The 24,387-nt window shown below is 64.0% G+C and carries 21 protein-coding genes and 2 pseudogenes; 17 read left to right on the forward strand and 6 right to left on the reverse strand.

The features are described 5' to 3' along the window. A partial coding sequence (locus tag WS69_RS06685; protein ID WP_156437969.1) for a transposase domain-containing protein occupies positions 1-266 on the forward strand: 266 nt, incomplete at its 5' end. Positions 267-441: 175 nt separating this feature from the next. Next, positions 442-822 carry a transposase gene (locus tag WS69_RS06690; RefSeq protein WP_059470017.1) on the forward strand — a complete coding sequence of 127 codons (381 nt, stop codon included), beginning with the start codon at positions 442-444 and terminating at the stop codon, positions 820-822. Positions 823-989: 167 nt separating this feature from the next. Here WS69_RS06690 and idi read toward each other — a convergent pair whose 3' ends face one another. Beyond that, positions 990-1,562, reverse strand: coding sequence for an isopentenyl-diphosphate Delta-isomerase (gene idi, locus WS69_RS06695; RefSeq protein ID WP_059470018.1), 573 nt, complete (start codon positions 1,560-1,562; stop codon positions 990-992). A gap of 737 nt (positions 1,563-2,299) precedes the next feature. Between idi and WS69_RS33035 the strand changes: the two genes are divergently transcribed. From WS69_RS33035 to WS69_RS06765, 15 genes and pseudogenes are all read left to right on the forward strand, one after another. Next, the gene (locus WS69_RS33035) at positions 2,300-2,728 is read left to right on the forward strand and encodes a hypothetical protein (protein ID WP_156437971.1); all 429 of its coding nucleotides are present in this window, start codon (positions 2,300-2,302) and stop codon (positions 2,726-2,728) included. A gap of 59 nt (positions 2,729-2,787) precedes the next feature. Continuing rightward, complete coding sequence (locus tag WS69_RS06700; RefSeq protein ID WP_059470153.1) at positions 2,788-4,479, forward strand: phage integrase family protein; 1,692 nt, start codon at positions 2,788-2,790, stop codon at positions 4,477-4,479. A 155-nt stretch (positions 4,480-4,634) separates the two neighbouring features. Then, entirely contained in the window at positions 4,635-4,997 is a 363-nt protein-coding gene (locus WS69_RS06705; protein ID WP_156437974.1) for a hypothetical protein, read from the forward strand. Positions 4,998-5,064: 67 nt separating this feature from the next. Beyond that, positions 5,065-5,493 carry a hypothetical protein gene (locus WS69_RS34550; RefSeq protein WP_059470020.1) on the forward strand — a complete coding sequence of 143 codons (429 nt, stop codon included), beginning with the start codon at positions 5,065-5,067 and terminating at the stop codon, positions 5,491-5,493. Between the two features lie 393 nt (positions 5,494-5,886). Then, positions 5,887-6,090 (forward strand): hypothetical protein, encoded by a 204-nt coding sequence (locus WS69_RS06715; protein ID WP_059470154.1) that lies wholly within the window; start codon positions 5,887-5,889, stop codon positions 6,088-6,090. Next, positions 6,087-7,484 (forward strand): ATP-dependent RNA helicase DbpA, encoded by a 1,398-nt coding sequence (gene dbpA / locus WS69_RS06720; protein WP_059470021.1) that lies wholly within the window; start codon positions 6,087-6,089, stop codon positions 7,482-7,484. The genes WS69_RS06715 and dbpA overlap by 4 nt, the downstream gene beginning before the upstream one ends. A gap of 741 nt (positions 7,485-8,225) precedes the next feature. Beyond that, positions 8,226-8,924 (forward strand): hypothetical protein, encoded by a 699-nt coding sequence (locus WS69_RS06725; protein ID WP_059470022.1) that lies wholly within the window; start codon positions 8,226-8,228, stop codon positions 8,922-8,924. Positions 8,925-9,066: 142 nt separating this feature from the next. Continuing rightward, entirely contained in the window at positions 9,067-10,512 is a 1,446-nt protein-coding gene (locus tag WS69_RS06730; RefSeq protein ID WP_059470023.1) for an NAD(P)/FAD-dependent oxidoreductase, read from the forward strand. Positions 10,513-10,694: 182 nt separating this feature from the next. After that, positions 10,695-12,041, forward strand: coding sequence for a cation:proton antiporter (locus WS69_RS06735; protein ID WP_059470024.1), 1,347 nt, complete (start codon positions 10,695-10,697; stop codon positions 12,039-12,041). Between the two features lie 6 nt (positions 12,042-12,047). Further along, positions 12,048-13,043, forward strand: a complete 996-nt coding sequence (locus WS69_RS06740) for a Rieske 2Fe-2S domain-containing protein (protein ID WP_059470025.1) — start codon at positions 12,048-12,050, stop codon at positions 13,041-13,043. 2 nt (positions 13,044-13,045) lie between these two features. Continuing rightward, positions 13,046-14,083 (forward strand): aromatic ring-hydroxylating dioxygenase subunit alpha, encoded by a 1,038-nt coding sequence (locus tag WS69_RS06745; RefSeq protein ID WP_059470155.1) that lies wholly within the window; start codon positions 13,046-13,048, stop codon positions 14,081-14,083. Between the two features lie 271 nt (positions 14,084-14,354). Continuing rightward, positions 14,355-14,477: pseudogene (locus tag WS69_RS34030) on the forward strand (ABC transporter ATP-binding protein); the annotation flags it as partial. Next, a pseudogene (locus WS69_RS06755) lies at positions 14,457-15,880 on the forward strand (4Fe-4S binding protein); the annotation flags it as partial. The pseudogenes WS69_RS34030 and WS69_RS06755, both read left to right, overlap by 21 nt. A gap of 188 nt (positions 15,881-16,068) precedes the next feature. Next, entirely contained in the window at positions 16,069-18,498 is a 2,430-nt protein-coding gene (locus tag WS69_RS06760; protein WP_059470027.1) for a DUF3772 domain-containing protein, read from the forward strand. A gap of 304 nt (positions 18,499-18,802) precedes the next feature. Beyond that, on the forward strand, positions 18,803-19,096 hold the full coding sequence (locus WS69_RS06765; RefSeq protein ID WP_059470156.1) for a hypothetical protein: 294 nt from the start codon (positions 18,803-18,805) through the stop codon (positions 19,094-19,096). Between the two features lie 986 nt (positions 19,097-20,082). Here the strand turns inward: WS69_RS06765 and WS69_RS06770 are convergent. The 5 genes from WS69_RS06770 to WS69_RS06790 all read right to left on the reverse strand — a co-directional run bounded on the left by WS69_RS06770 (position 20,083) and on the right by WS69_RS06790 (position 24,377). Continuing rightward, positions 20,083-21,372 (reverse strand): ATP-binding protein, encoded by a 1,290-nt coding sequence (locus WS69_RS06770; protein ID WP_059470028.1) that lies wholly within the window; start codon positions 21,370-21,372, stop codon positions 20,083-20,085. Further along, positions 21,369-22,136, reverse strand: coding sequence for a response regulator (locus tag WS69_RS06775; protein WP_059470029.1), 768 nt, complete (start codon positions 22,134-22,136; stop codon positions 21,369-21,371). Before WS69_RS06775 ends, WS69_RS06770 begins: the two co-directional genes overlap by 4 nt. A gap of 54 nt (positions 22,137-22,190) precedes the next feature. Further along, complete coding sequence (locus tag WS69_RS06780; protein ID WP_059470030.1) at positions 22,191-22,463, reverse strand: EF-hand domain-containing protein; 273 nt, start codon at positions 22,461-22,463, stop codon at positions 22,191-22,193. A gap of 136 nt (positions 22,464-22,599) precedes the next feature. Continuing rightward, entirely contained in the window at positions 22,600-23,415 is an 816-nt protein-coding gene (locus WS69_RS06785) for a MipA/OmpV family protein (RefSeq protein WP_059470031.1), read from the reverse strand. Between the two features lie 167 nt (positions 23,416-23,582). Then, a complete protein-coding gene (locus WS69_RS06790) occupies positions 23,583-24,377 on the reverse strand; it encodes a hypothetical protein (protein WP_059470032.1) in 795 nt (264 codons plus the stop codon). Positions 24,378-24,387: the final 10 nt, after the last annotated feature.

Raw genomic sequence — 24,387 nt, forward strand, 5'->3', positions numbered from 1 at the left:
CCCTGGCCGAAAACGCGCTGCGATGTGTGAGTCTGGGTCGGAAGAACTTCTTGTTCGCCGGCTCCGATAGCGGGGGCCAGAGGGCTGCAGCGATGTACAGCCTGATCGGCACGTGCAAGCTGAACGGGATCAACCCGCGCGCTTACCTCGAATACGTGCTGACCCATATCGCTGACCACCCCATTAACCGCATCGACGAATTACTACCGTGGAACGTGGCAAGTAAGCTGCCAGGCAAGCCTTGCCCGCCTGCCTCCACGGGCTGATTGCCAGCGGGCGAACCCGAACGCCCGATAACCAATCATGCCTCACGTGCGCGCCGTATTGCGAACGGCCTTCGCGAGGTGCTTACAATAAAGTCGTCAACTCAGCAGCCTAACCCCTTGCGCGACGGGCATCCCGAGTTGACGACTTTAATTCGCTCTACGCCAGCGCAGCGGCATGCGGGCACGGGTCATCGAGTATCGCCTGGAAGGCGTGCCTGACGCCGAGCCGCAGTATCGCCTGATCACTAATCTGCTGGACCCGGCGTTGGCACCTGCCGCAGAACTCGCGGCGCTGTACCACCGGCGCTGGAAAATAGAAGAGATGTTCGATGAGATCAAGACGCATCTGTGTGATGGGAAGAAGGTGCTGCGCAGTAAGACACCTGATCTGGTACGTCAGGAGTTCTATGCGTTAATGCTCACGCACGCGGCGACCCGCCGCTTGATGTACGAGGCTGCTCAGGACAGCGAGCAGCGACCTGAAGACCTGTCCTTTGTCCATGCCGTGCGTGTGCTGAACCGACGCCTGCCCGAGGCGGCGGCAATTCCCCCCTGAGCAGTGGCAAAGCTGGAAACAGCGTCTGCTGCGCGAACTCGCCAGCGGGCGTGCGGTGCAAAGCCGCGGCAAACGTAATCCCCGCGGCGTGAAACGAAAGATGTCGAATTTCCGGATCCGGCGACGATGGGAGCCGCTGAATCAACGAATAGTACCGAAAGTGATCATCAAGTGAACAGTATTGGCCCTAGGCGGGTTCCTCTGCCGGCCCATGCCCGCCATTGTGCGAGGAGACCGTCCGCCGTCGCGCGGCCCATAATCTCCCGGAACCAGACGGTAAAGTCATGAGGCCGGTGCTCCATTAGATCCAGGACTTCATCGCACAGGGACCATCGCCAGTCGGCAACCTCATCGGGATTCGCGACAGGTTCGCCCTCGAACGTACCGACGTAGATGTGGTCGTACTCGTGTTCGATCAGGCCGTTGGGCAACTGCGCCCGGTACGTCAGCGCCGATACCTTGCACAACTCGCAATCGAACCCCATCTCCTCGCGCAAACGCCGAGCCACCGCTGCACCGAGTTCTTCTCCCTGCCGTGGATGCCCGCAACAGCTGTTGCTCCACAAACCCGCCGAGTGGTATTTTCCGAGTGCGCGCCGCTGAAGCAACAGACGCTCTTGATGGTCGAATATAAATATCGAAAAAGCCCGATGCAATGCGCCACTTTGGTGAATCCGTGCCTTGGTGTCGAAACCCAAGGGAGTATCGTTTCGATCCACCAGAATGAGCATCTCGTCCATTACGACCTTATCATTAAATGTTTAAAACAATTACCAATCGACGCCATAAATCGACGCGAATATTAATCTTCCAACTTAATTTATTTTGGCAAATAAAATCCGTCGACCATATGGCGGACGATATCAATAATCTGGCCGCACGCATCCATCCCGATTCTCTCAGGCGTTGGAATGTGGCATCTACATGTTGCCCTAGCGGAAAGGCATACGTTCGAAACCAATGCGGGTCATGTCATTTCTCCACCACGCAAAATGGCCGCGAATCGCGGCTTGTTTGTCATTATGGCCTTGCACGGCAAGGCGACATCGGTGCGAAGCGAGTAAATCCGAAGCGGAAAGAATGAGAGAGCTTGGCGATCAGTAGTTCCGCAACGAACCATAACGGGATTCCAACATCAGCGCTGATTGCTTCGTTCTGGTGACTCAGTCACGCCAATTGTCGTTGTTCAAGTAAATTGCGTGATTTGAATCAATCTAGGACTTGCGAATCGACGTGTCAAGAATGATTTATCAATGCGCGCATTGAGGGCTGCTTCGGCACGCTGGTACAGATCAAAATCCGTGGCAGTCGGGGTCGCATCCCGCAGGTGAACCCCAGGTAAACAACGCGCACCAGGCGACTGATCTGACACCGTTGTCTCCGAGGTCACCACGCATGGTAGCCATCGGCGAGATGGCTCTCAATCGACAGCGCGCGGATCTGCTCAGTCGGTATCGGCAACCACATTTCTCTCGTCATGCCCGATCGTCCGGCTTGTCGCAACGAACGCTTCCGGCTTTCCAGCTTGCGCTTGGCCCGCGCTCATAGGTTTTCTTCAGATTCAGGCCGGTACACGGCCAGATGCACATTTTTTGCAATAATCTATGAAATTATTTCTTATAACATCTTCGATTTCCCACCTTGCCATCCCTCCTTGCCGCGACAAACCTTTCATGAAGCGCGCGTCACGCGTGTGCAGCAAGGTGAACGCTGCATGCTGCTTGACCACGAACTGGCGACGATTGCGCGCATTCTGGTGATCCACGATGAACAGCCTCCCGCCATTCCCTGGCATCGCTACCAAACGGCTGCGGCATTGCATCGTTGCGGGCCAGCGTTCACCGATCGCGGCCGTAGCGGGCAGGTGACCGCATCAACGGAAAGGGAACTTTTAGCAGTTTGGTGAAGATAGACCGATAACCAATATTATCTGTCCATCATCGAAATGCATCTAAACTGGTGATCATGAAAACGCGTGAGACCTCCTCTCCCGACACGGGCAAACCCAGCTTCCCTGATGAGGCCGAGCTAGCCGCACTGCGCGCCTGGTACGCCGGCCTGGACGCGCGCGCGGCCGTTGCCCGCTATCTGGGCGATCGGCGAGCCGCCGGAGGATCGTCGCGCGGCATCCTCAGTTGCATTCGCAGGCAACTCGTCGCGTTCGCGCGAACACGTCATCGCGAAGACCTGGCAGCCGCGTTTGTCGACCGCCCCTCCAAGACGTCGGCTGACGCCGTCGCGCGGGCCATCGACGCACTTCGGCACCTTCCCGTGCCGGAGCCGCACATTTCGGACGAGATCGGCACATGGTTGGCGCCACGTATCGTGGCGGCCCTGCAGGCGCACGGTATCCGGACGCTGGCAGATCTGACCGTGCGGATTCCGCGACGCCGCCGCTGGTGGTCGACGATCGATGGTCTCGGGGTCGCCGGCGCGCGACAGGTCGAAGCGTTCTTCGCTGCACATCCGGCCCTGACCGAACGGGCGCGCGCCTTGATCGTCGCGGCACCGTCCAGCACCGTCGTGCCGTGGGAGCAGATTTATGTGCCGCACGAGGTCGACGGCTCGCGCGGGCTGTTCCGGGCCCCGCAGGCGGCCTGTCTGCTAAGCGCGTCGAACGACTATGAAGCGATTCAGTCCTGGCTGTCCCTGCACGAATCGGCGGCAACCCAGCGCGCCTATCGGAAAGAGGCCGAGCGGCTGATCCTGTGGGCCATTGTCGAACGCGGTCGGGCGTTGTCGTCGCTGACGACCGACGATGCGATCGCGTACCGCGCGTTCTTGCGGCGACCGGCACCGCGCGAGCGTTGGGTCGGGCCGTCGCGGCCGCGACAGAGCATCGAATGGCGGCCATTCAGCGGCCCGCTGTCGGCACGGTCGGCGGCGTACGCACTCACGGTCCTGTCGGCGATGTTCCGCTGGCTGATTGAGCAGCGCTACGTGCTGGCGAACCCCTTTGCGGGCGTCAAGGTGCGCGGTGCCGCCGTGCGCGCGGGGATGGACGTTGCCCGTGGCTTCACCGAAGGCGAGTGGCTGTTGATCCGTGCGCTGGCCGACGGGCTGGAATGGTCGTATGGCTGGAGCGCGCCAGCCGCCCAACGCCTGCGCTTCCTGCTCGACTTCGGTTACGCGACCGGCCTGCGTGCCAGCGAGTTCGTCGGCGCGACGCTCGGCGACATCCGGCGCGACGAACAGGGCGATCACTGGCTACACGTGATTGGCAAAGGCGGCAAACCCGGCAAGGTGGCGCTGCCTGCGCTGGCGCGAACCGCATTGGATCAGTCTCTCGTACAGCGGGGACTGCCGGTCACCCCGACTCGCTGGGCCCGGGACACACCACTGGTCGCGAACCTCGAGGAGGATGGTGCCGGCATCAAGAGCACGCGGCTCTGGCGCGTGTTGCGACGCTTTTTCTTGTTGGCGGCCGACGCGATTCACGACGAACGGCCGGCGACAGCCGAAAAGCTTCGGCGCGCGAGTCCGCACTGGGTGCGCCACACGCACGCCACGCACGCGCTGGCCCGTGGTGCCGAACTGATCATGGTGCGCGACAATCTCCGTCACGCGTCGATCTCGACGACGTCGACCTACCTGCATAGCGACGAAGTTCGGCGCGCCCGGCAGTTCGACCAAGCGTTCGAGGCGCGGAAAAACTGACGCTACGGCCGAACACGCTTATGCGAGATCAGCGCTGATAAACGACATCTTAATAACCACGAGGCTTATGATAGAAAATTACGCGTACCTTGTTCGCGGGTTGCGCGCCCCGTCGAGGCCACAATGAAGTCTCCATCACACGTGAGCAAATCATCGTGGCGAAACGTGTCGCCATGGAAATGTATTTCTGGACCGCGTGCGCCCTCGATGACGATAACGGCTTCGATCGATTGATGAAGATGGCCCACATCGACGAGCTCGACAACAATCAATGGGGCGGCGTATTTCTTTGCGAGCACATCACCGCCTTGGGTTTCGGGATCGACAAGATCAAGAGTATGGTTTTCCGCAATGCGGCCCGCCTGCTATGCAACCTGTGCGCCACCCTGGATATCGCGACGACGCTGCTCGTAGGAACGCCATCAACCGAGGTGCCGAACGGCATCTATACTGCTGAGCGGTATCACGGCGTGCATTTCACTTTCGATGTGCTCGAGCCTCCCGCAGCTCCGGACTGACTACGTCCGGAAACGACGGCGTCAAGGAACATGTCGCCCTCCACTCAACTGATCCGATTGGCTCACGATGGGATACTCGCCCCGGACATTTCTGATCGCCGCGGACGACTCGATCTGCCGGCTTAGCAAGCGCTACTGGCAAATGCTTGGGCAGCCGGACAGTCACCGCCTGCCGGCCTTTGCCGGGCAGCGGGTGCGCATCGCAAACCTGCTCGTCCAGCTTGTGAACCGTGTCCCGACGCGGGTCGTGTATCGCGACTTCATGATCGTCACCTTTGATGCCGACGGCCCGCTCGACATCGAACAAATCATGGAACGCATGGCCGCGCACGGTGATGTCACTTTGTCCGGCGGCAGCCGGAACGGCCGCGACACGAAGATCGTCGATGCGACGGCGCGCTTCAAGGTACAAGGCGGTCAATGGACACCGTCGCCGGTGCTGGCAACGGCTCTGGAAGAGGCAGCACTTGGGCTACGACCGTGCCCTCGGATCTGAAGGGCCGCGTGGCCTAGTTGCCCGGCGGAATGTTGAAATTTCCCTTTTAAATCATCGAATCAAGGTGATTTTGGCGAAAATTTCACGAATCCCGGCCAACCCTCAAGCGGTCGGCGGCCAGCCTGCCCCGTTCATCCCGTCGCCGTACCTGTGATGGCTTCAGGCGCGACGCGGCAGCACCGCCGGCGGTCCCGTCTCGCGCATCCGTTAAAATCACGGCATGCGCGATCTTCCATCGCCGCCTGATCAATCATCCACCTCGACGAAACATCAAGCGAACGGCCGCGTGGCATCCGTCCCTTCATCCGGATCAAACACGCCGTGGCCGCGCAACGCACGCGTCTTCACTCGAACCAGCGAAGGCGCGCAACAGAATCCAGCGGGAGAATGACCGTGTTTACTTGTAGAAACCAAAGCTGCGGCACGCAGTGGGAGCAGTCGGACGTCGCCATCAAGGACGAAGGCCAAGGACTGCTGTTCCGCTGCCCGCTGTGCGGCGCGCGCAACTACGTCGAGCGGTTCGACGCCGACGACGGCACGATCGTCTACGAGCAACTCGAAGGCCGTCCGTTCATCCAACCCGACGCTACGACATGACGAACAAACCGACCGCCACGCCTTTCAGCGCGCTTTCGCTCGCGCCCGCCACGCTCGCCAATCTCACGCAGCTCGGCTATGTCGACATGACGCCGATCCAGGCGGCAAGCCTGCCGATTGCGCTCGCGGGGCACGACCTGATCGCGCAGGCGAAGACCGGGAGCGGCAAAACAGCGGCATTCTCGCTCCCGTTGCTCGCCCGGCTCGACGCACGCCGCTTCGACGTGCAAGCGATGGTCCTCTGTCCGACGCGTGAACTCGCCGATCAGGTCACGCAGGAAATCCGCCGCCTCGCGCGCGCAGAGGAGAACGTCAAGGTGCTGACGCTATGCGGCGGCACGCCGATGCGGCCGCAGACGGCGAGCCTCGAACATGGCGCGCATATCGTCGTCGGCACGCCGGGGCGCATCATGGACCACCTGGAGCGCGGCAGCCTCGCGCTCGGCGCATTGAATACGCTTGTGCTCGACGAAGCGGACCGGATGCTCGACATGGGCTTCTTCGACGATATCGCGACAGTGGCGCGTCAGTGTCCGAAAGAGCGTCAAACGCTGCTGTTCTCGGCGACGTACCCGGACGGCATCGCCAAGCTGAGCCAGCAATTTCTGCGCAATCCGAAGGAAGTGAAGCTCGAAGCGCGTCACGACGACAGCAAGATTCGCCAGCGCTTCTACGAAGTGACCGAAGACGAGCGGCTGCACGCAGTCGGCATGCTGCTGAATCACTATCGTCCCGTGAGCACGCTTGCATTCTGCAACACGAAACAACAATGCCGCGATCTGCTCGACGTGCTGCGCGCGCAGGGTTTTCATGCGCTCGCGCTGCACGGCGAGCTCGACCAGCGCGAACGCGACCAGGTGCTGATCCAGTTTGCGAACCGCAGTTGCTCGGTGCTCGTCGCGACCGACGTGGCCGCGCGCGGTCTCGACATCGCGCAACTCGAAGCGGTGATCAACGTCGACGTGACACCCGATCCCGAAGTGCACGTGCATCGCATCGGCCGTACGGGCCGCGCGGATCAGGACGGCTGGGCACTGAGTCTCGCGAGCATGAACGAGATGGGGCGCGTTGGCAGCATCGAGCAGGCGCAAAAGCGCGATGTCGAATGGCATCCGCTTGCCGAGCTCGAAGCCGAGAGCGATGCCCCGCTGTTGCCGCCGATGGAAACGCTGCAGATTCTCGGCGGACGCAAGGAGAAGATTCGTCCCGGCGATGTGCTTGGCGCGCTGACGGGCGAAGCGGGCTTTAGCGGCGCGCAGATCGGCAAGATCAACGTGACCGAGTTTTCGACGTACGTGGCGGTCGAGCGCAGCGTCGCGCGCGATGCGCTGCGCAAGCTCGGCGCGGGCAAGGTAAAGGGCAAGAAGGTGAAGGTTCGGCTGATGGATGAATGACGCGCGGCGCGCCGGCCGACTCGATGCATTCCGCCAGCGCCCAATGAGCAAAGGTTCATTGGGCGCCGGTCATGAAAGGCGCCGGCGCGCGCGTCAGGCGGCCTACTCTGCCAAGTTTCCCACCGCGAAATCCGCCAAACGCAGGCTGCTGCCTGCCGTTGTGTATCCAATGGAAGCCATCGCCGCATTCAAATACTGAGCCGATCATGTCGGCTCATCAGCGTTCGATCATGAACTGAACGCGGAGCGCGCCACCCTGCCTCGCCGACGACAAGCACAACAAACCGCACGGCGTCCCTCCGCCGCCACGCCTTTCGCTTTGGCTTTCATCCCCGAGCCACCGGTATGTCGAAGGATTCTTTTCAATAGATCGACCGATTGTTTCCTCTTGCCTGGATTTTGAAATTTCGCGCCATGGTCAACACAATCGAATCAAAAACCAAAACTTCCGGCATCTTTATTCACGCTATTCGGATGCCAGCCTATTTATCTATTTCTGCAATTATTAACCATTCAATCCACAAAACAACACTCCAACATAGAAATCAAAAGATAATTTTCACCAATCTTCAAATTACAGAAACTACCAATTCTCACTGTTTTTAAAAATCCTCTGCCCCTTTTATTGACATCTCCGGATATCTATCTAGACTCCTCGTGAGGCATAACAATTCGGTCATAATCCCGGCCTCGATCAAAAACCCGCAGCGATACAACTCATTCATAACAGGAGTTTTCGTCATGAGGGAAATTCTCGCGACAATTCGCAAAAAAAAGGCAGCACTCCTCGATCATCCGGTCTTTCCGCAACTCGAAGCAGTCACCCTTCCCCAAATCAAGCAAATGATGCGCGTATGGTCGCCGTTGCTGATTCATTTGGCGATGACGTTTCGCGACATCAATCGAATGTATTACCACTACGAAAAGCCGGAAAACGACTTGCAAAACGCGATCAATGATCATGTCGACGTCGACACCGAGCACTGGCACATGATGGTTTCGGATATCAAGACGCTCGGTGTAAACGGTAGAGCCGTCGATTGCGAAAGCGCAATCAGTGTGATCTGGGACGATCTCGGCGCGCCCGTGCGGAAGTACATGTATTCGCTCGTGTCTCGCGCGCGGCGGTGCGGCGACTGCCCGCTGCTGAAAATGGCATCGATGGAAGCCGGCGAAGCGACGTCGAAGGTTTTCTTCACGACATCGCGCAAGCTCGCGGCGGCCTACGAGGCGGACACGGGCAATACGCTTCGCTATCTGGGTGCGGAGCACATCGACAGCGAGCTCGATCATTCGATCAACGAATCGATCTTCCATGATCAGAGGCTGTCCGCCGACAAGCATGCGGATGCGCTGGCGATCGTCGACGATCACTTCCGCAGTTTCCTTGCCTTCCTCGATTACAAGTACGAGGTCAACAAACTCGCGCTCGCCAATTGACAAGAACCCGGGCACCGCCCGGGCATGACTCTCGCGAGACCGAAGTCCGGCTCAATCATTAAGCGATCGGAATCGAATTGCCGCGCCGGACGGCAGGATCCGCTCGTGAACATGACGTTCCCCAATACAAGGAGAAGCAAGCATGCGTCTTCCGAATCGCACTAAAGTCCTTGTCATCGGCGGCGGTCCGGCCGGTGCGACCGCTGCGGCATTTCTCGCTCGAGAAGGCATCGATGTCACGCTGGTCGACAAGGAAATATTCCCCCGCTATCACATCGGCGAATCGCTGCTGCCGTCGTGCCTCGAAATCCTCACGCTGATGGGCGCGCGCGACACGTTCGACCGGCACGGCTTCCAACGCAAACCGGGCGCCTACTTCAACTGGAAAGGCGAGACCTGGAAACTCGATTTCGGCGAGCTCGGCGGCGCCTATCACTACAGCTACCAGGTGCGCCGCGAGGAATTCGATCAATTGCTGCTGCAGCATGCGCGAACGGTCGGCGCAAAGGTGCACGAAGGCGTGAGCGTGCGCGAGATCCGGTTCGACGACGGTCGCCCTTGCGCGGCACTGTGCGTCGCGCAAGGCGCCGACGAGACGACCACCGTCGAGTTCGATCATCTCGTCGACGCGTCGGGACGCAACGGACTGATGTCGACCCGATACCTGGACAATCGCAAATTCCATGAGATCTTCCGAAACGTCGCGGCATGGGGCTACTGGGAAGGCCTCGCATGGCCCGACGACTGCGCGCCGGGGTCGATTCTCGTGAGCTCGATTCCGGACGGCTGGTGGTGGGCGATACCGCTCGCCGATCGTCCGACGAGCGTCGGCGTCGTCATGCACCGCGATGCATTCGTCGAGGCGAAGCGGTCCGGTTCGCTCGAGCAGGTCTACGAGCGCGCGCTCGCGCTGAGCCCGGTGATGACGAAGCTGACGCAGCACGCGCGCCTCGTCACGCCGCTCAAGACCGAGCAAGACTATTCGTACACCTGCGATTCGTTCGCGGGCGACGGCTATTTCCTGTCCGGCGACGCCGCGTGCTTCCTCGACCCGCTGCTGTCCACGGGCGTCCACCTCGCGATGTACAGCGGGATGCTCGCCGCCGCGTCGCTCGCCAGCATCCTGCGTGACGAAGTGTCTGAGCGGGAGGCCGCTGCATACTATCGCGACAGCTATCAGCAGGCGTACCTGCGCTTTCTCGTGTTCGTGCAGACGTTCTACGAAGCGCACGGCAAGCTCGGCTACTACAGCAAGGCCGACGAGCTGAGCCACTACACGATCGAGGCGGGCGACATCCGGCGCGCGTTCCTGAATCTCGTGTCCGGCCTCGAGGACATCGCCGACGTCGAGCAGGCCACGTCGCACCTGATGGGCGAAATGTCCCGCCGCATCGATCAGAATCTCGCGCTTCGCAAGGACAAGGGCGCGCTCGCCGCTGCGATCGGCAGTTCGGAAGTCGAGGACAACGCGCGATTCTTCGACGCGATCGAGGGCCTGCCCTGCCTGTCGCAAAACATGGCGCTCGACGGACTGTACGTGTCGACGAGGCCGCGGCTCGGCCTGCAGCGGGTCGCCGCCGCGGTATAGCCCGCGCGCGCAGCCGCCGCGCTCGCGTCGAGCGGCCGGCATGGCCGGAGCCGGCCGCCCGCGCGGGCCGGCCCGGTGCCGTCGGCGCGCGACGCGCATGCCGGCGGCGCGACCGCGCACGCACCGCCGGCACTCATCGAACGCAAGAAGGCAAGAAGGCAAGGCCGAGGAAGCGACGAAAGATGGCTGACTGGATATTGCAACTGTGCATCGTGATCGTCGTGGCATCCGTGCTCGGCGCGCTCGCACAACGGCTGCGGCAAGGCCGCGTCGTCGGCGAGCTGCTCGCCGGGCTGCTGCTCGGCCCGTCCGCATTCGGCGCGCTCGCCGTGAGCGGATTCGGTATGCGGCTCGGCCAGGATTCGGCCGCGATTCTCACGCGGCTCGGCGAACTCGGGCTCGTGTTCCTGATGTTTCAGACGGGCATGCACATTACCTGGAAGATTCCGCAAAAGCGCTCGGCCGCGCTCGTCGCGACCGTCGTCGCGGGATTCGGAATGGCGTTGCCGTTCGCGACCGGCTGCGCGATCGCGGTCGCGTCGTCCGGCGCGTTCCAGCCGCAGGCGTCGCCTCTCGCCTACGTGCTGTTCTGCGGGATCGCATTATCCGTTTCGGCGCTGCCCGTCATGATGCGCATCGTTTCCGACGCGCGCATCGCAGACCGCCCTTCGGCGACGGTGTCGATACTCGCGGCGACGTTGACCGACGCGTTCAGCTGGCTGATTCTCGCCGCCGTCGGCGCAATCGCGACATCGGGCCTGTCGCCGGTATCGACGGTGCGCGCGGTGTGTCTGCTCATCGTGTTCTTCGTCGTGTCGGTCACGCTCGTGCGCAAGATCGCCCTCTCGCTGCTCGATCGTGCGCGCCGGGCCGGAAGCGATTCCGCGACGTTGATCTGCGCGCTGTGCTACGTGCTGCTGTCGTCGTGGGCCGCGTCGCGGCTCGGCTTTCATAGCGCGTTCGGCGCGCTCGTCGCGGCCGCCAACCTGTCGGGCCGGGACGATCTGCGGCAGTTGTGGAACGCGCGCTTCGCAGGGCTGGCCGATCTCGTCCTGATCCCGCTGTTCTTCGTCAGCATGGGGCTTCAGGCTTCGTTTTCGGCGCTCGACACAGGCGCGACGTGGGGCTGGCTCGTCGTCTTCCTGATCGGCGGCATCGCGGCGAAGTTCGGCGGCTGCTACGCCGGCGCGCGACTGTGCGGCATCGATCGCGCGGAGGCGACGTTGATCGGCGTGCTGATGAACTGCCGCGGGACCGTCGAGCTGATGGTCCTCGCGATCGGTCTGCAGTTGCGGATCATCCCGGCTTCGCTGTACACGGTATTGCTGATCGCGACGCTGACGATGACGTGGCTGAGCGCGATGTCGACCCATCGGCTCGCGAAGCGGCATCGGCCGCAAGCGCCGCGCATGACCGTCGACGATTCGCCTGTGGAATTTCCAGCGCCGCAGGCCCGCGCCGCCCGCCAAGACCCCAACGAGGATACGCATCTGCCGGGATTGCCGGAGGCATCGCGACCATCGCGATGAACGCCCATGGATACCGTCGTTCCGCTTTTTTCCGATTCCACGGCGCGCTGGCTGCCGCTCGCGCTGTCCGAGCAGGTGACCGGCAAGGCGCCGCTCGGCGTCGTCTGCATGGGGCAGCCGCTCGTGCTGTATCGCGACGCATCGGACGCCGTGCGCGCGATGGAGGATCGTTGCGTGCATCGCCGCGCGCCGCTGTCGCTCGGACGCATAACGCCTGACGGCCGGCTGCAGTGCGGCTATCACGGCTGGATCTACGACGGCGCGACGGGCGCATGCGTCGCGATTCCCAATCTGTCGGAGCACGAACGGGTGCCGGCGCACTACGTTGCGCGCGCATACGAGACGCTCGAGCGCGACGGCTTCGTGTGGGGACGTGCGACGCACGGCGTCGACGCGAGTGAGCCGGCCGACGCGACCTCGCCCCCATCGCGTTGCACGCAGCGATTCGCAGGCTCGGCGACGGTAGCCGTCGCGTGCGACGAATACGTCGCCGCGCTGGCCGACGGTCCGCATTTGCTGATGCGCATCGCGGGCCTGCGAATCACGGACTACGTGATCGCGGATCCGGAGCCGCACGACGGCCGGGTCGGCATGGAGCGCGGCGTCACGTGGGCAACGCGCCGGCGTAATCATCGGTTCGGCGCGCGTTATCCGTGGACACTTCGGCTCACGTCGCCGCAGGACGGCGCGCTCGCGTCGGTCGCGCTTGACATGCGCGACGGCGCGCCGATGCTGTGGGCGTCGATCGCCATCGTGCCCGCGGCCCGCGGCACGACGAACGTCTTGTGGCGCGGCGGCGTCGCCGCGGATACGGGCGGGGCCGGCGCGGCATTGTTTCGCCTGTGGGCCCGCCTGCGCCGTTCGCCGTTCGCGATGCTCGAACACATCGACGGCCGCGCACTGTCGAAGCTCGACGTGTCGTGCTCGCGCGCCTGGCCACGCCCGCAAACGGCGTGCGCGAGCTCGGTGGGCGTCGATCGATCACCTTGTGCGAGGAACTGATGATGCCGACCATCGACGACGAAGACACCGGTACGGCAAGCCGCCGGAACGAAGACGATTGGCTGCCCAACCGGATTCGGCTGCGCAATGCGTGGTTTCCGCTCGCTCACACATTCGAGGTCGGCGAGCGCGCATCGCGCTGGCAGATTCATTCGCAGCCTTGCTATCTGTGGCGCGCCGGCAGCCGCGTCCACGCGTCGCGATGGCACCCCGGCCTGCCGGCCCCGACACGCCCCGCTCCCGATTCGCCGATCAATGCCGCCGGACGCTATCCGGTGCTCGAACGGTACGGTTACGTATGGATCTGGTACGGCGATCCCGAAGACGCGAGCGACGCGCTCGTGCCCGACGTGCCGTTCCTGCCGCGCGACGGCGGACTGCCGACGTACATGCAGGGCAACGTCCGTCTCGACTGCTGCTCGCCGCTGCTCGTCGAAAACCTGCTTGATCTGACGCACGCGGACTTCCTGCATGCGAACGTGCTCGGCAACGAGCAATCCGACGAGGACCGGATCGACGTGCAGTTCACGTCCGAGACCGTGACGATGATCCGGCGCTGCACGAACAAATCGGTCGCGCCGATCATGCGCTGGTTCGGCGGCGTGCGCGCGAAGCATCAGGATGTTCACGCCGTGATCCACGTGCACGTGCGCAGCTCGGTCGCGCTCGCGTACGGACGTTACACGCCGGGCACCGACCTGCCGTTGTTCCATCCGTGCCTGCCGGAGTCGCGCGACCGCTGCCGGCTCAGCTTCGCGTTGAACGCGACGTCCGCGCCCTGGCCGCTGCGCGTGCTGATGCCGTTGACGCCATATGTCGTCGCGCCGCAGGACAACCGCATGGTCGGCCCGCAGAGCGGTCGCTATCAGGACGCCGGCGAGCGACGCGATCTGTTTTCACGCTTCGACCGCGCGGGCCTGCGCTATCGGGTCCTGTTGCAGCAACTCGCCAAACGACAGCGCGACGGCGATTTCTCGTACGCCGCCGACGCGCTCCCCGGCCAGGACGCGCGAGGCATTCTCGGCATGCCGTCCTGCTAGCGCGCGCGTCGCGCCCTGACTCCGTCGCCTGCGAAGCCCAGGCCGTCGATGCGGCGCGGGTGAGCGACGAGTGGCGCGGCCGCATAGAAATTCGAACGCTCGGTTGCCGTCCCGAGCGAGGCGAACGTCCCGGTTCGGATATCGATGACGCGCCTGCCGGCCCCACCAACAACGGCCGCTCCGCCGTCGGTCAAGCGGATTCGCCCGCGCGCCACTCACGCAAGCGGCGGATTCGCGGGCGGCGAACGGCCCGCCGGATCCGGCATCGCGCTATCTGCCGGAAAACGTCGCGCTCTACGACAACCTGACCGTGCTCGAAACGCTGCGTTTCGTCGCGCGGCTGAAAGGCGTCGACGCGACCGCCGGTGCGCCGCTCCTCGAACAGGTCGGCATCGTGAAGGAAACAGTGCTGCCGCAGGCGAGGCTGCTGCCGTCGAATACGCGCTATGCGTGGCAGGCGCTCGTCGAGCGCAGCGCGATCGCGCACCTGACGATCCGGCCAGCCGACGTCGACGCGCCGGACACGACGCGCCTTATCTCGATCTCTACTACGGCTACCTGAATGTGAATGCGCCTGCGATCGGCAAGAGCATCCTCAGCGACTACGAGTACGCGCAGCTGATGAGCCGGCTGCAGTCCGGCGAGCACGCGCTTTTCATCGTGCGCGGCACGAAGTTCAGCGCCGCGTATCCATGGAAGTTCGCGTTCCTCGGCCATCGCTCCGACAAGCAAACCGGCGCGAAGACCTTCTCCACGGTCGCGTCGCCGTACGGGCTGCCGGGCGAGGTTCTCGCGGGCGGGCCGTCCGCACGTCGACGAAGACGCGCCCGCGTGGCTGGCGCAAGGCGTGGACGGGCAAGCGCGTCGAAATCGCCGTCTTCGTCCGTCTTCGTCGGGCGGACGCTCGCCGTCGTGCTGTTCTTCGCGACGCGAGCGCTGGGTGCGCCGCGCGAAGCGCGCCGACAAGCGCTGGGTGTCCTGGCCGAAGACCGTGAGCTGGCTGATCGCGATCGGCTTCGCCGGCGGTTACTAGATGGCGCAGCCATCGATCACGCAGGTGCTGACGCTCGTTCATTTGCTTGCGAGCGGCTGAAACTGGGCGCTGTTCCTGTCCGATCCGCTCATCTTCGTCTTCTGGATCGTGATCGCCGCGACGGTGATCGTCTGGGGCCGCGGTCTCTTCTGCGGCTCGATGTGCCCGTTCGGTTTGCTCTCCGAGCTCATCTACAAGATCGCGCATGCGACGGGCCTGCAGAAGTGGCAGCACAAGCTGCCCGCGCCGTGGCACAACCGACTGCGCAAGCTCAAGTCCGTGGTGTTCGCCACGCTGCTCGTCGTGTCGTTCTTTGCGATGCCGTGGGCCGAGAAGCTCGCCAAAATCGAGCCGTTCAAGACGACCTTCGTCGTCGGCGCTCTCAACCGCGCCTGGCCGTTCGTGCCGTTCTGGACCTTCGTCGTCGGCGCATCGATCTTCGTCGAGCGGCCGTTCTGCAAGTATCGGTGCCTGCTCGGCGCGAGCCTCGCGCTGCCCGGGCGCTTGCGGATCTTCAAGCTGCGCGGCAAGCCGGAATGCACGACCTGCCATGCGTGCGCGGTCGGCTGCGGGTCGCAAGCGATCGATCCCGCCGGCCGGATCGATCCGATGAGTGCCTGCTGTGCCTCGATTGCATGGTCATGTACTACGACGAGCAAAGCTGCCCGCCGCTGTCGAAGGAAAGAAAGCACCGCGAGAGGGCCGGCTTGCCGCTCTCTCCCGTCGGCAAGGACGGACGGTACATTCCGATCGAGCAGATTTGACGCGCACGTGACCGCCGATGCTGCGCGCCGCTCCGGCGCGCAGCATGCACGGCGCGATGCCCTTCAACTGTTTCGTTTTCCTTTCAGTTGTTTCGGTTTGTCGTCGGCAATACGCAAGCCGAAAAACCGTGGCAATCTACAGCGCATCCCGGTTGTCCGTTCGCGCAACCGATCTGTAAGGTTTCCCGATGGTCCGTCATCCGAAATTCGCGCGATGTGTCGCGCTCGCCTTCCTATTGCATCTGCTCTGCGCCGTGCTGCCCGCGGCGGCGGCCGTCGACCTCGCGTCCGGCGTGACCGTACCGCCCGCGCCGACGATCTCGCGCGACGAAGCAGTCGCCGAGCTCAAGCGCGTGCAGGCCGCGCTCGACCGGATCAAGCAGCAGGCGTCGACCGCGACGACGGGCAAGCAGTTGAGCGGGCTCGACGAAGCGACGCAAACGCTGACCTCCGACGTGGAGAAGCTGACGGCCGCGCTCGTGCCCGTGCGTGCACAGTTGCAGGCGCAGCTCGACGTGCTCGGGCCGCCGCCCGCGCCGGGCGCCGCGCCCGAAACGGCCGCCGTCGCGCGGCAGCGCGCGGATCTGAATACGCGCAAAACGCAGCTCGACGCCGCGCTGAAGCAGGCCGCCGACGAAAAGGACAGCCTCGCGAACCTGACCCAGCAATATTCGAAGCTGCGTCGCAGCCTGTTGCGCGATCAGCTCGCGCTGCGCTCGGGCAGCATCCTCGGCGCGCAGTTCTGGACGCCGCTCTTCCGCCCGTCGGACGATGATCGTCAGGAGCTCGACGCGTTCAGCGCGCAGATCGCGCAAGTGCTGCACGCGGCGTGGGAGCCGGGCCGGCGGATCGGCACCGCGCTCCTGCTCGCCGCCGCGCTCGCGGTATGGACGATCGGCAGACGACTCATCGAACGCGCGCTCGCGTGGTTCAGCCTGACCAAGCTGCCGGCGACCCGCGTGCGGCGCAGCGCGCTCGCGACGTCGGTCGCGCTGTCGAGCGTCGTGACGACAGGCATCGCGGTGCAGTTCGTCTATCTCGCGCTCACGCGCGACTACGCGCTGTCGAGCGCGCTGCAGGACTTCGCCGACGAACTCGCAAAGCTCGCGCTGACCTGCGCGCTGATCGCGGGGCTCGGCCGCGCGCTGTTGTGCACACGCCATCCGACATGGCGCCTGCCCGCGCTCGCCGACGAAGTCGCGCTCGCAATGCGGCCGTTTCCGGTGATTCTCGCAGCGCTCCTGCTCGTTGCGGGTGCGCTCGAGCAGTTGAACAGGACGGCCGACACGAGCCTGCAGGTCACGCTGTTCGGCCGCGGGATCGTGTCGCTCGTCGTCGCCGTGACGATCGGCGCGTCGCTGCTGCGCGCGAACCGCGTGCGCACCGCGCTCGCCGCGGCGGGCGAGCCCCCCGAGGCGCGCTCGACGCTCGCCGGGCTGATCCACGCGGGCGTCACGCTGACCGTCGTCGCGGCGTTCGTCGCGCTGCTGGTCGGCTACATCTCGGTCGCACGTTTTCTGACCTACGAGCTCGTCTGGTTCGAGATCGTGCTCGGCAGCCTGTATCTGCTGACCCGCCTCACGCGCGATCTGTGCGCGAGCGCGTTCTCCGCGAGCCTGTCGAGCGGCAAGCTGATCAAGCATCTGTTCGGGCTGAACGACAGCCATCTCGACCAGGCGAAGACCGTGCTGTCCGGCATCGGCACAAGCGTGCTGCTCCTCGTCGCCGTCGTCGCGCTGTTGACGGGCGGCTTCGGCACGACGCCCAACGACCTGCTCGTGAGCGTGATCTCGATGTTCGGCGGCGACAGGCTGCAGCGCCTGAACATCGTGCCCGACCGGATACTGAACGCGGCGCTCGCGCTCGGGATCGGCATCTATCTGCTACGCTCGATACGCCGCTGGCTCGACAACGAGCTGCTGCCCTCGACCGGCATGGACCCGGGCATGCGCGCGTCGCTCATCACGCTGTTCAGCAATCTCGGCTACGTCGCGATCGTGCTGCTCACGCTGTCGCTCCTCGGCGTCAAATGGGACAACCTCGCGTGGATCGTGAGCGCGCTGTCCGTCGGCATCGGCTTCGGCCTGCAGGAGATCGTGAAGAACTTCGTGTCCGGGCTGATCCTCCTGACCGAGCGGCCCGTGAAGGTCGGCGACATGATCAGCATCTCGGGCGTCGAAGGCGACATCCGCCGGATCAACGTGCGCGCGACCGAGATCCAGCTCTCCGACCGCTCGACGGTGATCGTGCCGAACTCGCAGTTGATCTCGCAGAACCTGCGCAATGTGACGATGGGCAACAGCACGCAAGGCGTCGCAACGCTGATGCTCACGTTCCCGCTCAACACCGATCCCGAGCAAGTGCGCGACCTGCTGCTCGGCGCGTACCGCGAGCATGCGTCGATCCTCGACAAGCCCGCGCCGTCCGTCACGTTCAGCCAGCTGACGCCGGACGGAATCACGCTCAGCGTGACGGGCTACGTCGGCAGTCCGCGGATCGCCGGAACGACGAAGAGCGATCTGCTGTTCGAGATCCTGAAGCGGCTGCGCGCGGCGGGCATTCCTCTGTCGAATCCGCAGACGCTGATGGTGCAGAACCTGCCGCCGCCGAACGAGTGATGCGGGTGCGCCCGATCGCGTCGCGTCATGCGGCGTCATGCGTTGTGTATGGCGCGGCGCGATCGGGCGGCGACATGGCTGATCGTTGTCGTGAAAACACGGCTGGCGGGAACTGTACGAACGGCACGTCCCGAAATCGTTCGTCCACGGATCGGCTCGACGAACGGCCGCATGGCCTCCCGCGACGCGCCCGGCAGCGGGCATGCGCGGCTGCCGTCATATACGGTTGCAATCCATTACACGCCGACGCTCGCCGGCTTTCTATTATTCGGGATACGAACCGACTTCAAAGGACTGCATGGCGATGAAAAAACTGATCTTACTGCCGTTCTTGGCGAGCGCGATGCTTGCGGGATGTGCTGTCTATCCGTCAGAGCCTGCCGTCGGTGTCGGTGTCGGCGTCGATGTCGGCATCGGCTGGCACGGGGACCGCTATTGGGACGGCCACCGCTACTGGGACCGCGGCGAATGGGAGCATGCGCATCCGCAGCAACAATACGATCGGCGCGACGATGACCGGCGCGATAATCGCGGCGGCTACCGAGGCGACGATCGGCGCGACGGCGACCGCCGCGGCGACGACAATCGCCCATACTGAGGACACCGCCTGATCCGCTGCGTCCGGCCGCATGCGTCGATCCGCGGCCGGCTCGTTTACTTCGTCGCGCGATGCTCGGGCTTGGAAAGCCCGGCGCCCCGCGCGATTGTCAAAGATCATTCGACGCAGGCAAACGGAAAGGTACGCGCGCCGCAGTCGCGCTATGCGGGGTCCCCTTGATTTCGATGTCGTTTACCGGGTTAGGCCGGCCTAGCTCCGACAACGGTCAGCGGTCTGCCCCTTAAATAATATTCCATCCAATCAAGCACTTCCTGACTGGTCTTTTGGCGTCGCGCGAAGACCTTCCCCATACGAGTCTAACGTTAGAAAACCGTATTTGTACAGTTCATAGACTCATGATCCACGATAACTAACATTATCGCGGTAAAGCGGCTCCCGAGGGGCCATCGGGAACCGCAGTCCGCACGGCAATCCCGGGCAAGGAGGTCTTCACGCTAGGCAAAAAGACCAGTCAGGAAGTGCTTGATTTGACGGGATATTATTTAAGGGGCAGACGGATAGGCCTTGTCGGGCCTAGGCCGGTCTACCCCGGTAAACGACATCAAAATCAAGGTGACCCCGTGTAGTGGTCATCCGGACACTGATTTAGGCGAGAATGCGCGTCATAAAGAGGTGTCTGATGACCGACTAGCGGCAGCAACTCCGAAAACTACAGGGCTCGAATGTAGTTCGCCGTTGAGCATTGTCCACCGCCTGTCATCGGCGAGGCTCGGCGAGAAGATATATGCTTCAAGATGGAAAGACTAATCAGGAAGTGGCTGATTCGATTGATAATTATTTTAGGGTCCGACCGATAAGCCTTGTCACGCCTAGATCGGTCTACCGGGCAAAACGCACCGAGATCAAGGGGAGGCTTGCCGCGTAAGCCATCTGGCCGCCGTTTGTCCGGTGCCGGGTGCATCGATCACTGTGATGAAACGGATAACGATGACGACGCGCGAGCCGGCGCGGCGGCACGCCGCGCATCATGCAATGGGCAGACGCACCGTAGCCGCGAGCCCGCCGCTGTCGCGCAGCGACAGATCGAGCCGGCCGCCGTGCTGACGGGCGATGCGTTCGGCGATCGCGAGCCCAAGGCCCGTGCCGCCCGATGGACGATCGGGCCGCTCGACGCGCCGAAACGGTTGCGTGAGAAGCGGCAGCGCGTCTTCCGGCACGCCGGGCCCGGCATCCTCGACGCGGATCACGACCCGCCCATCCTCCACCGAGGTGCGCACCGACAGCCCGACCCGCCCGTGTATCGCCGCGTTGTGCATCAGGTTCATCAGCAGGCGCTGCATGCCGACCGGACGAAACCGCATCGCCGGCAGCGGCGCGAGCCGCATGCCGAACCGATATCCGAGGCCGGTGTAGTCCGCGACGAGTTGCTCGATCAGCGCATTCAGGTCGCCCGGCAACACCGCTTCGCCGTCCCCGCTGCGCGCGAAATCGATGAACTGCTCGACGATCGCGTCGATCTCCGCGACGAAGCGCTCGGCACTCTCTCGCGGCGAATCGAATGCCTCCGGCGCGGCGATCGCCATCCGCAGCTTCGTGAGCGGCGTGCGGATGTCGTGCGAGATACCCGCCAGCATCTCGGCGCGAGTCGTCTCCATGACGGCGAGCGACGCGACCATCCGGTTGAATGCATCGGCGACCATCGCCAGCTCGGCGGGCCCCGTGACGGGCACGGCGTCGGGCCACTCACCGCGTTCGATCGTCGCCGCAGCACGCGACAGGCGTCGCAGCGGCACCGTCGTATCGCGCTGGATCATCCAAGCGCCGAATACCGGAAATGTCGCGAACACCAGCAACAGGCACGCGACACTCCACGGCAGCGCATTTCCGATATACGTCGTGACGGGCAGCGCGACCCAGTAGTTGTCGCGGTCGATCGCGAGCCTGACCCAGAATCGGTGCTGCGGGCCGCCCTCCCACAGCACCAACGTACCCGGCGTGAGCCGCGCGGCGAGCTGTGTCACGAAGCGGCGGATCTGGTAACCGCGCGGCACGGCGGTCAGGTCCCGCTCGGGCGGGCTCTGCAGGCCACCGTTCATCGCGATGACTTCGCGTCGCCGCTCCGGCTCCGGCCGCGTGGCCAGCAGCCGTTCGACGGTTTTCGTCTGCGAAGCGACCACCGACGCGATCTCGTCGACCCTCGGCCGCTGGATCAGCACGAAATAGATCACGACCGTCGTCACTTGACTCGCGACGACGATGCAGACCAGCAACAACAGATTGCGCCCGAGCAGCGTGCGCGGCCGCGGCACTTTCATGATTCCAGCTCCGCGACGAGCATGTAGCCGGTACCCCATACCGTCCGGATATGGCGCGGCGCCGACGCGTCGGCTTCGATGATCTGTCGCAGGCGCAGTACCTGCACGTCGACGCTGCGCGTGTTCGCATCGTAGTTTGGCCCGCGCGCCCGCTCGATCAGGTTCGCACGGCTCACGGGCCGGTTCGGTGTTTGCGCGAGCGCGCACAGGAGACGCATCTCGGCCGACCCGACCTCGACCGCGGCGCCGTTGGGGCCGCCCAGTTCCTGGCGTCCGGTGTCGAGTTGATAACCGCCGAAACGCAGTATCGCCCCCCCGCTTTCCTGCAGCACGCCATCGCGCAGATCGCGCTGACGCAGCGTGACTTGCTGACGACGCAGCATCGCGCGAACGCGGGCCAGCAACTCGCGCGGCAGGAACGGTTTCGCCAGATAGTCGTCCGCGCCCAGTTCGAGCCCGACGACACGATCGACCGGATCGCCGCGCGCCGTCAGCATGAGGATCGGGATCGTCTGTCCCCGCGCGCGCAGCCGTCGGCAGACGGCCAGCCCGTCCTCGCCGGGCATCATGATGTCGAGAATCAGCAGATCGTATGGCTGACGCTCGAGAAAGACGTCGAGCTGGGTGCTGTTCCTCGCCGACCGAACATCGAAGCCGTGCGACGCCAGAAAGCGCTGCAGTATGTTTCGGATCTCCGCTTCGTCGTCCAGGACGATGATGCGGCCCGACGGGATGTCATTCGGGCAAGAGGTGGCGTTCGGCATCACGATCGGGCGATTTCCTGTGCTGAAAAGATGAACGGGCGCCGTCACGCCCGATCAACGCTGGTTGCGCGCGGCGAACTGCTTGAGATCGGCGAGCGTGATGTAGCCCTTGTGCGCCGTGTCGATCTGGTCGAAATGCTGTGCGACGCGAGGCATTCCGGCCTGCGCTTCCGAGCGTGTCAGCTTGCCGTCGTGATTGACGTCAGCCGCTGCGAATCGCGCCTCAAGCTTCTGCTGCATTGCGTCATCCTGCTGCGCCATCGCGTTCGACACGAGGACGAAAGACGCGCCGAGAGCGGCTACGAGCATCAGACTAAAACGGTTCATTCTGTTCTCCTTGGTAAAGATGACAAAAAAAGTCGCTTTTCGCCAGTGGCGAATTGCAGAACGCTAAAGTAAGCAAAGATTTCGGTCTGTTACAACTCGATGTCAAGTCATGTCACGGTACGCCGCGACGAACTTATCAGAAGCGGTAAGCGACACCCATCGAGCCGAACACGCTTGCCCGCCGCTCGACGATCGGGCTGTCGGCCGCGTCGCCCACGAGCGTGCCCGCGCCCACGCCCACGCGTGCCGACCAGTGCGCGTCGAGCCTGTGCTCGAGCGTCACTCGCAGATCCGTGCGCTCGAATCCCGACGACGGCGCATAAGTCGGCAGATGGGCGGTACTGGCCGCCGCCTGCGCATCGTCGATTCCGAATTCGGTTTGCGCGGCCGAGCGGTTGGCCCAGACCGTGCTAAGTGACGCGGTCACACGATCACGCGGCCCGTCGAAGATCCGATATGCGAGCACTAACGTTACGTGATTGCCGTAACCTGAATGGGCCGACTGCAGGAAGCGCACGTTGGCGCTCGCCGGGCCCGCTTTCCAGCGAACGAATGCGCCGTAGAGAAAGCTGTCTGCGATGTTGCCGGTGCCGTTCAGGATCGCCGCGTCGTCCTCCTTGCGACCAAGCCCCAGGCCGATGAGCGGACCGATCGAGAGGTTCGGCGTGACCGACCACGCGGCGCCGGCCTCGAGACCGCTCGCGAAGACATGCCAGTCTGACGCGGAATGGCCGGCCAACGCCACCACCGGCAGTGGCAGCACGTGATAGCTGCTTGCGCCCGCGTAGCGCGGCACCGCTGCCAGGTCCAGGCCGACGCTGCCTGTCGCGGAAGACTGGGCGAATGCGTGAGTATTGCCGACGAAGGCCTGAAGCGCGAGCGCGGCCGCGACGGCGCCGCAACGCGCGGCGACGTGCGCCGGCCCGTCGAATCGAGTCGTACGAGTCAACATCGAATGGTGTTCCTTGCAAGGGGTCAGGATGGCTTGCCAGCGGTGTCGCGCATGCCCGGGCTCGGACGCGCACCGTATTCGGCGGTAGTAAAGAATGCGGCGCGACGCTGCCGTGACGGTCCGGGAACGTCAGCCTGCCGCGCCGATCGGATCGGCCGATCCGATGCTCAGGACCAGTGTCCCGTGACCCAGACGCCACCGACCCAATGTTCGGGCACCCAGACGCGCGGACGGACGACGACAGCAGGCGCCGGGGGCGGCACAACTGCAACCGCGGCGGGCGCCGCGACCACGGCGGGCGCGACGACGGCGACAGGGGGCGGTGGCGCGACGACGGCGACGCGCGGGGCGCCCGCGACCACCACACCACCCGTCGCCACTGTCCCGCCGCGCGGTCCCGTCACGCTGCTCGTCGTCGTCACGACGCCGGGGGCGACTCGCGTCGTCGTGTCCGTCCAGCTGACGGAATGGCCGTCGGAGCCGGTGACACTCGCCGAATGCGTACACCCGCCGCCAGCGCAACTCGTGCTGGCCGTACGCGTATAGGTGCCGTTCGGCCCCGTGACCGTATCGGTCGACGAATAGTGACCGGGCGACGACCGCGTGACGCTGCCGGCCGTGTCGATCGTCTGCCCGTGTGGCGTGGTCACGCTGCCGTCGTGCGTGCAAGTGCCGCCGCTGCAGGTCGTTGTCCCGCTGTGCTCATAGCGGCCGCCGCGTGGACCGACGGTTGTTCCCGTGTTGGCGAACTGCCCCGGCCCCGTACGCGTGACCGTGCCGTGATTCGTCGTCAGGCCGCCGCGCGGGCCGACGGACGCGCCACCGTGCGTGCAGCTGCCGCCGCCGCAGGATGCGCCCCGGACCGACGCCTCGCGACCGTATCCGAATGCCCCGGCGAGGGCCGGCTCGATGCCGAGCGCGATCAGCAGCGACGCGCAAGCGGCCAGATGGATCTTCTTCATGTGGACTCTC

The organism is Burkholderia sp. BDU5 (assembly GCF_001522845.1).
Classification (GTDB): Bacteria; Pseudomonadota; Gammaproteobacteria; order Burkholderiales; family Burkholderiaceae; genus Burkholderia; species Burkholderia mayonis.

What these genes read in the sequence shown, in the direction of transcription:
- WS69_RS06690 (WP_059470017.1), top strand. Translation starts at nt 442, where the DNA reads ATGCGGGCACGGGTCATCGAGTATCGCCTGGAAGGCGTGCCTGACGCC.
- idi (WP_059470018.1), bottom strand. Translation starts at nt 1,562, where the DNA reads ATGGACGAGATGCTCATTCTGGTGGATCGAAACGATACTCCCTTGGGT.
- WS69_RS33035 (WP_156437971.1), top strand. Translation starts at nt 2,300, where the DNA reads ATGCCCGATCGTCCGGCTTGTCGCAACGAACGCTTCCGGCTTTCCAGC.
- WS69_RS06700 (WP_059470153.1), top strand. Translation starts at nt 2,788, where the DNA reads ATGAAAACGCGTGAGACCTCCTCTCCCGACACGGGCAAACCCAGCTTC.
- WS69_RS34550 (WP_059470020.1), top strand. Translation starts at nt 5,065, where the DNA reads ATGGGATACTCGCCCCGGACATTTCTGATCGCCGCGGACGACTCGATC.
- dbpA (WP_059470021.1), top strand. Translation starts at nt 6,087, where the DNA reads ATGACGAACAAACCGACCGCCACGCCTTTCAGCGCGCTTTCGCTCGCG.
- WS69_RS06725 (WP_059470022.1), top strand. Translation starts at nt 8,226, where the DNA reads ATGAGGGAAATTCTCGCGACAATTCGCAAAAAAAAGGCAGCACTCCTC.
- WS69_RS06730 (WP_059470023.1), top strand. Translation starts at nt 9,067, where the DNA reads ATGCGTCTTCCGAATCGCACTAAAGTCCTTGTCATCGGCGGCGGTCCG.
- WS69_RS06735 (WP_059470024.1), top strand. Translation starts at nt 10,695, where the DNA reads ATGGCTGACTGGATATTGCAACTGTGCATCGTGATCGTCGTGGCATCC.
- WS69_RS06740 (WP_059470025.1), top strand. Translation starts at nt 12,048, where the DNA reads ATGGATACCGTCGTTCCGCTTTTTTCCGATTCCACGGCGCGCTGGCTG.
- WS69_RS06745 (WP_059470155.1), top strand. Translation starts at nt 13,046, where the DNA reads ATGCCGACCATCGACGACGAAGACACCGGTACGGCAAGCCGCCGGAAC.
- WS69_RS06760 (WP_059470027.1), top strand. Translation starts at nt 16,069, where the DNA reads ATGGTCCGTCATCCGAAATTCGCGCGATGTGTCGCGCTCGCCTTCCTA.
- WS69_RS06765 (WP_059470156.1), top strand. Translation starts at nt 18,803, where the DNA reads ATGAAAAAACTGATCTTACTGCCGTTCTTGGCGAGCGCGATGCTTGCG.
- WS69_RS06770 (WP_059470028.1), bottom strand. Translation starts at nt 21,372, where the DNA reads ATGAAAGTGCCGCGGCCGCGCACGCTGCTCGGGCGCAATCTGTTGTTG.
- WS69_RS06775 (WP_059470029.1), bottom strand. Translation starts at nt 22,136, where the DNA reads ATGCCGAACGCCACCTCTTGCCCGAATGACATCCCGTCGGGCCGCATC.
- WS69_RS06780 (WP_059470030.1), bottom strand. Translation starts at nt 22,463, where the DNA reads ATGAACCGTTTTAGTCTGATGCTCGTAGCCGCTCTCGGCGCGTCTTTC.
- WS69_RS06785 (WP_059470031.1), bottom strand. Translation starts at nt 23,415, where the DNA reads ATGTTGACTCGTACGACTCGATTCGACGGGCCGGCGCACGTCGCCGCG.
- WS69_RS06790 (WP_059470032.1), bottom strand. Translation starts at nt 24,377, where the DNA reads ATGAAGAAGATCCATCTGGCCGCTTGCGCGTCGCTGCTGATCGCGCTC.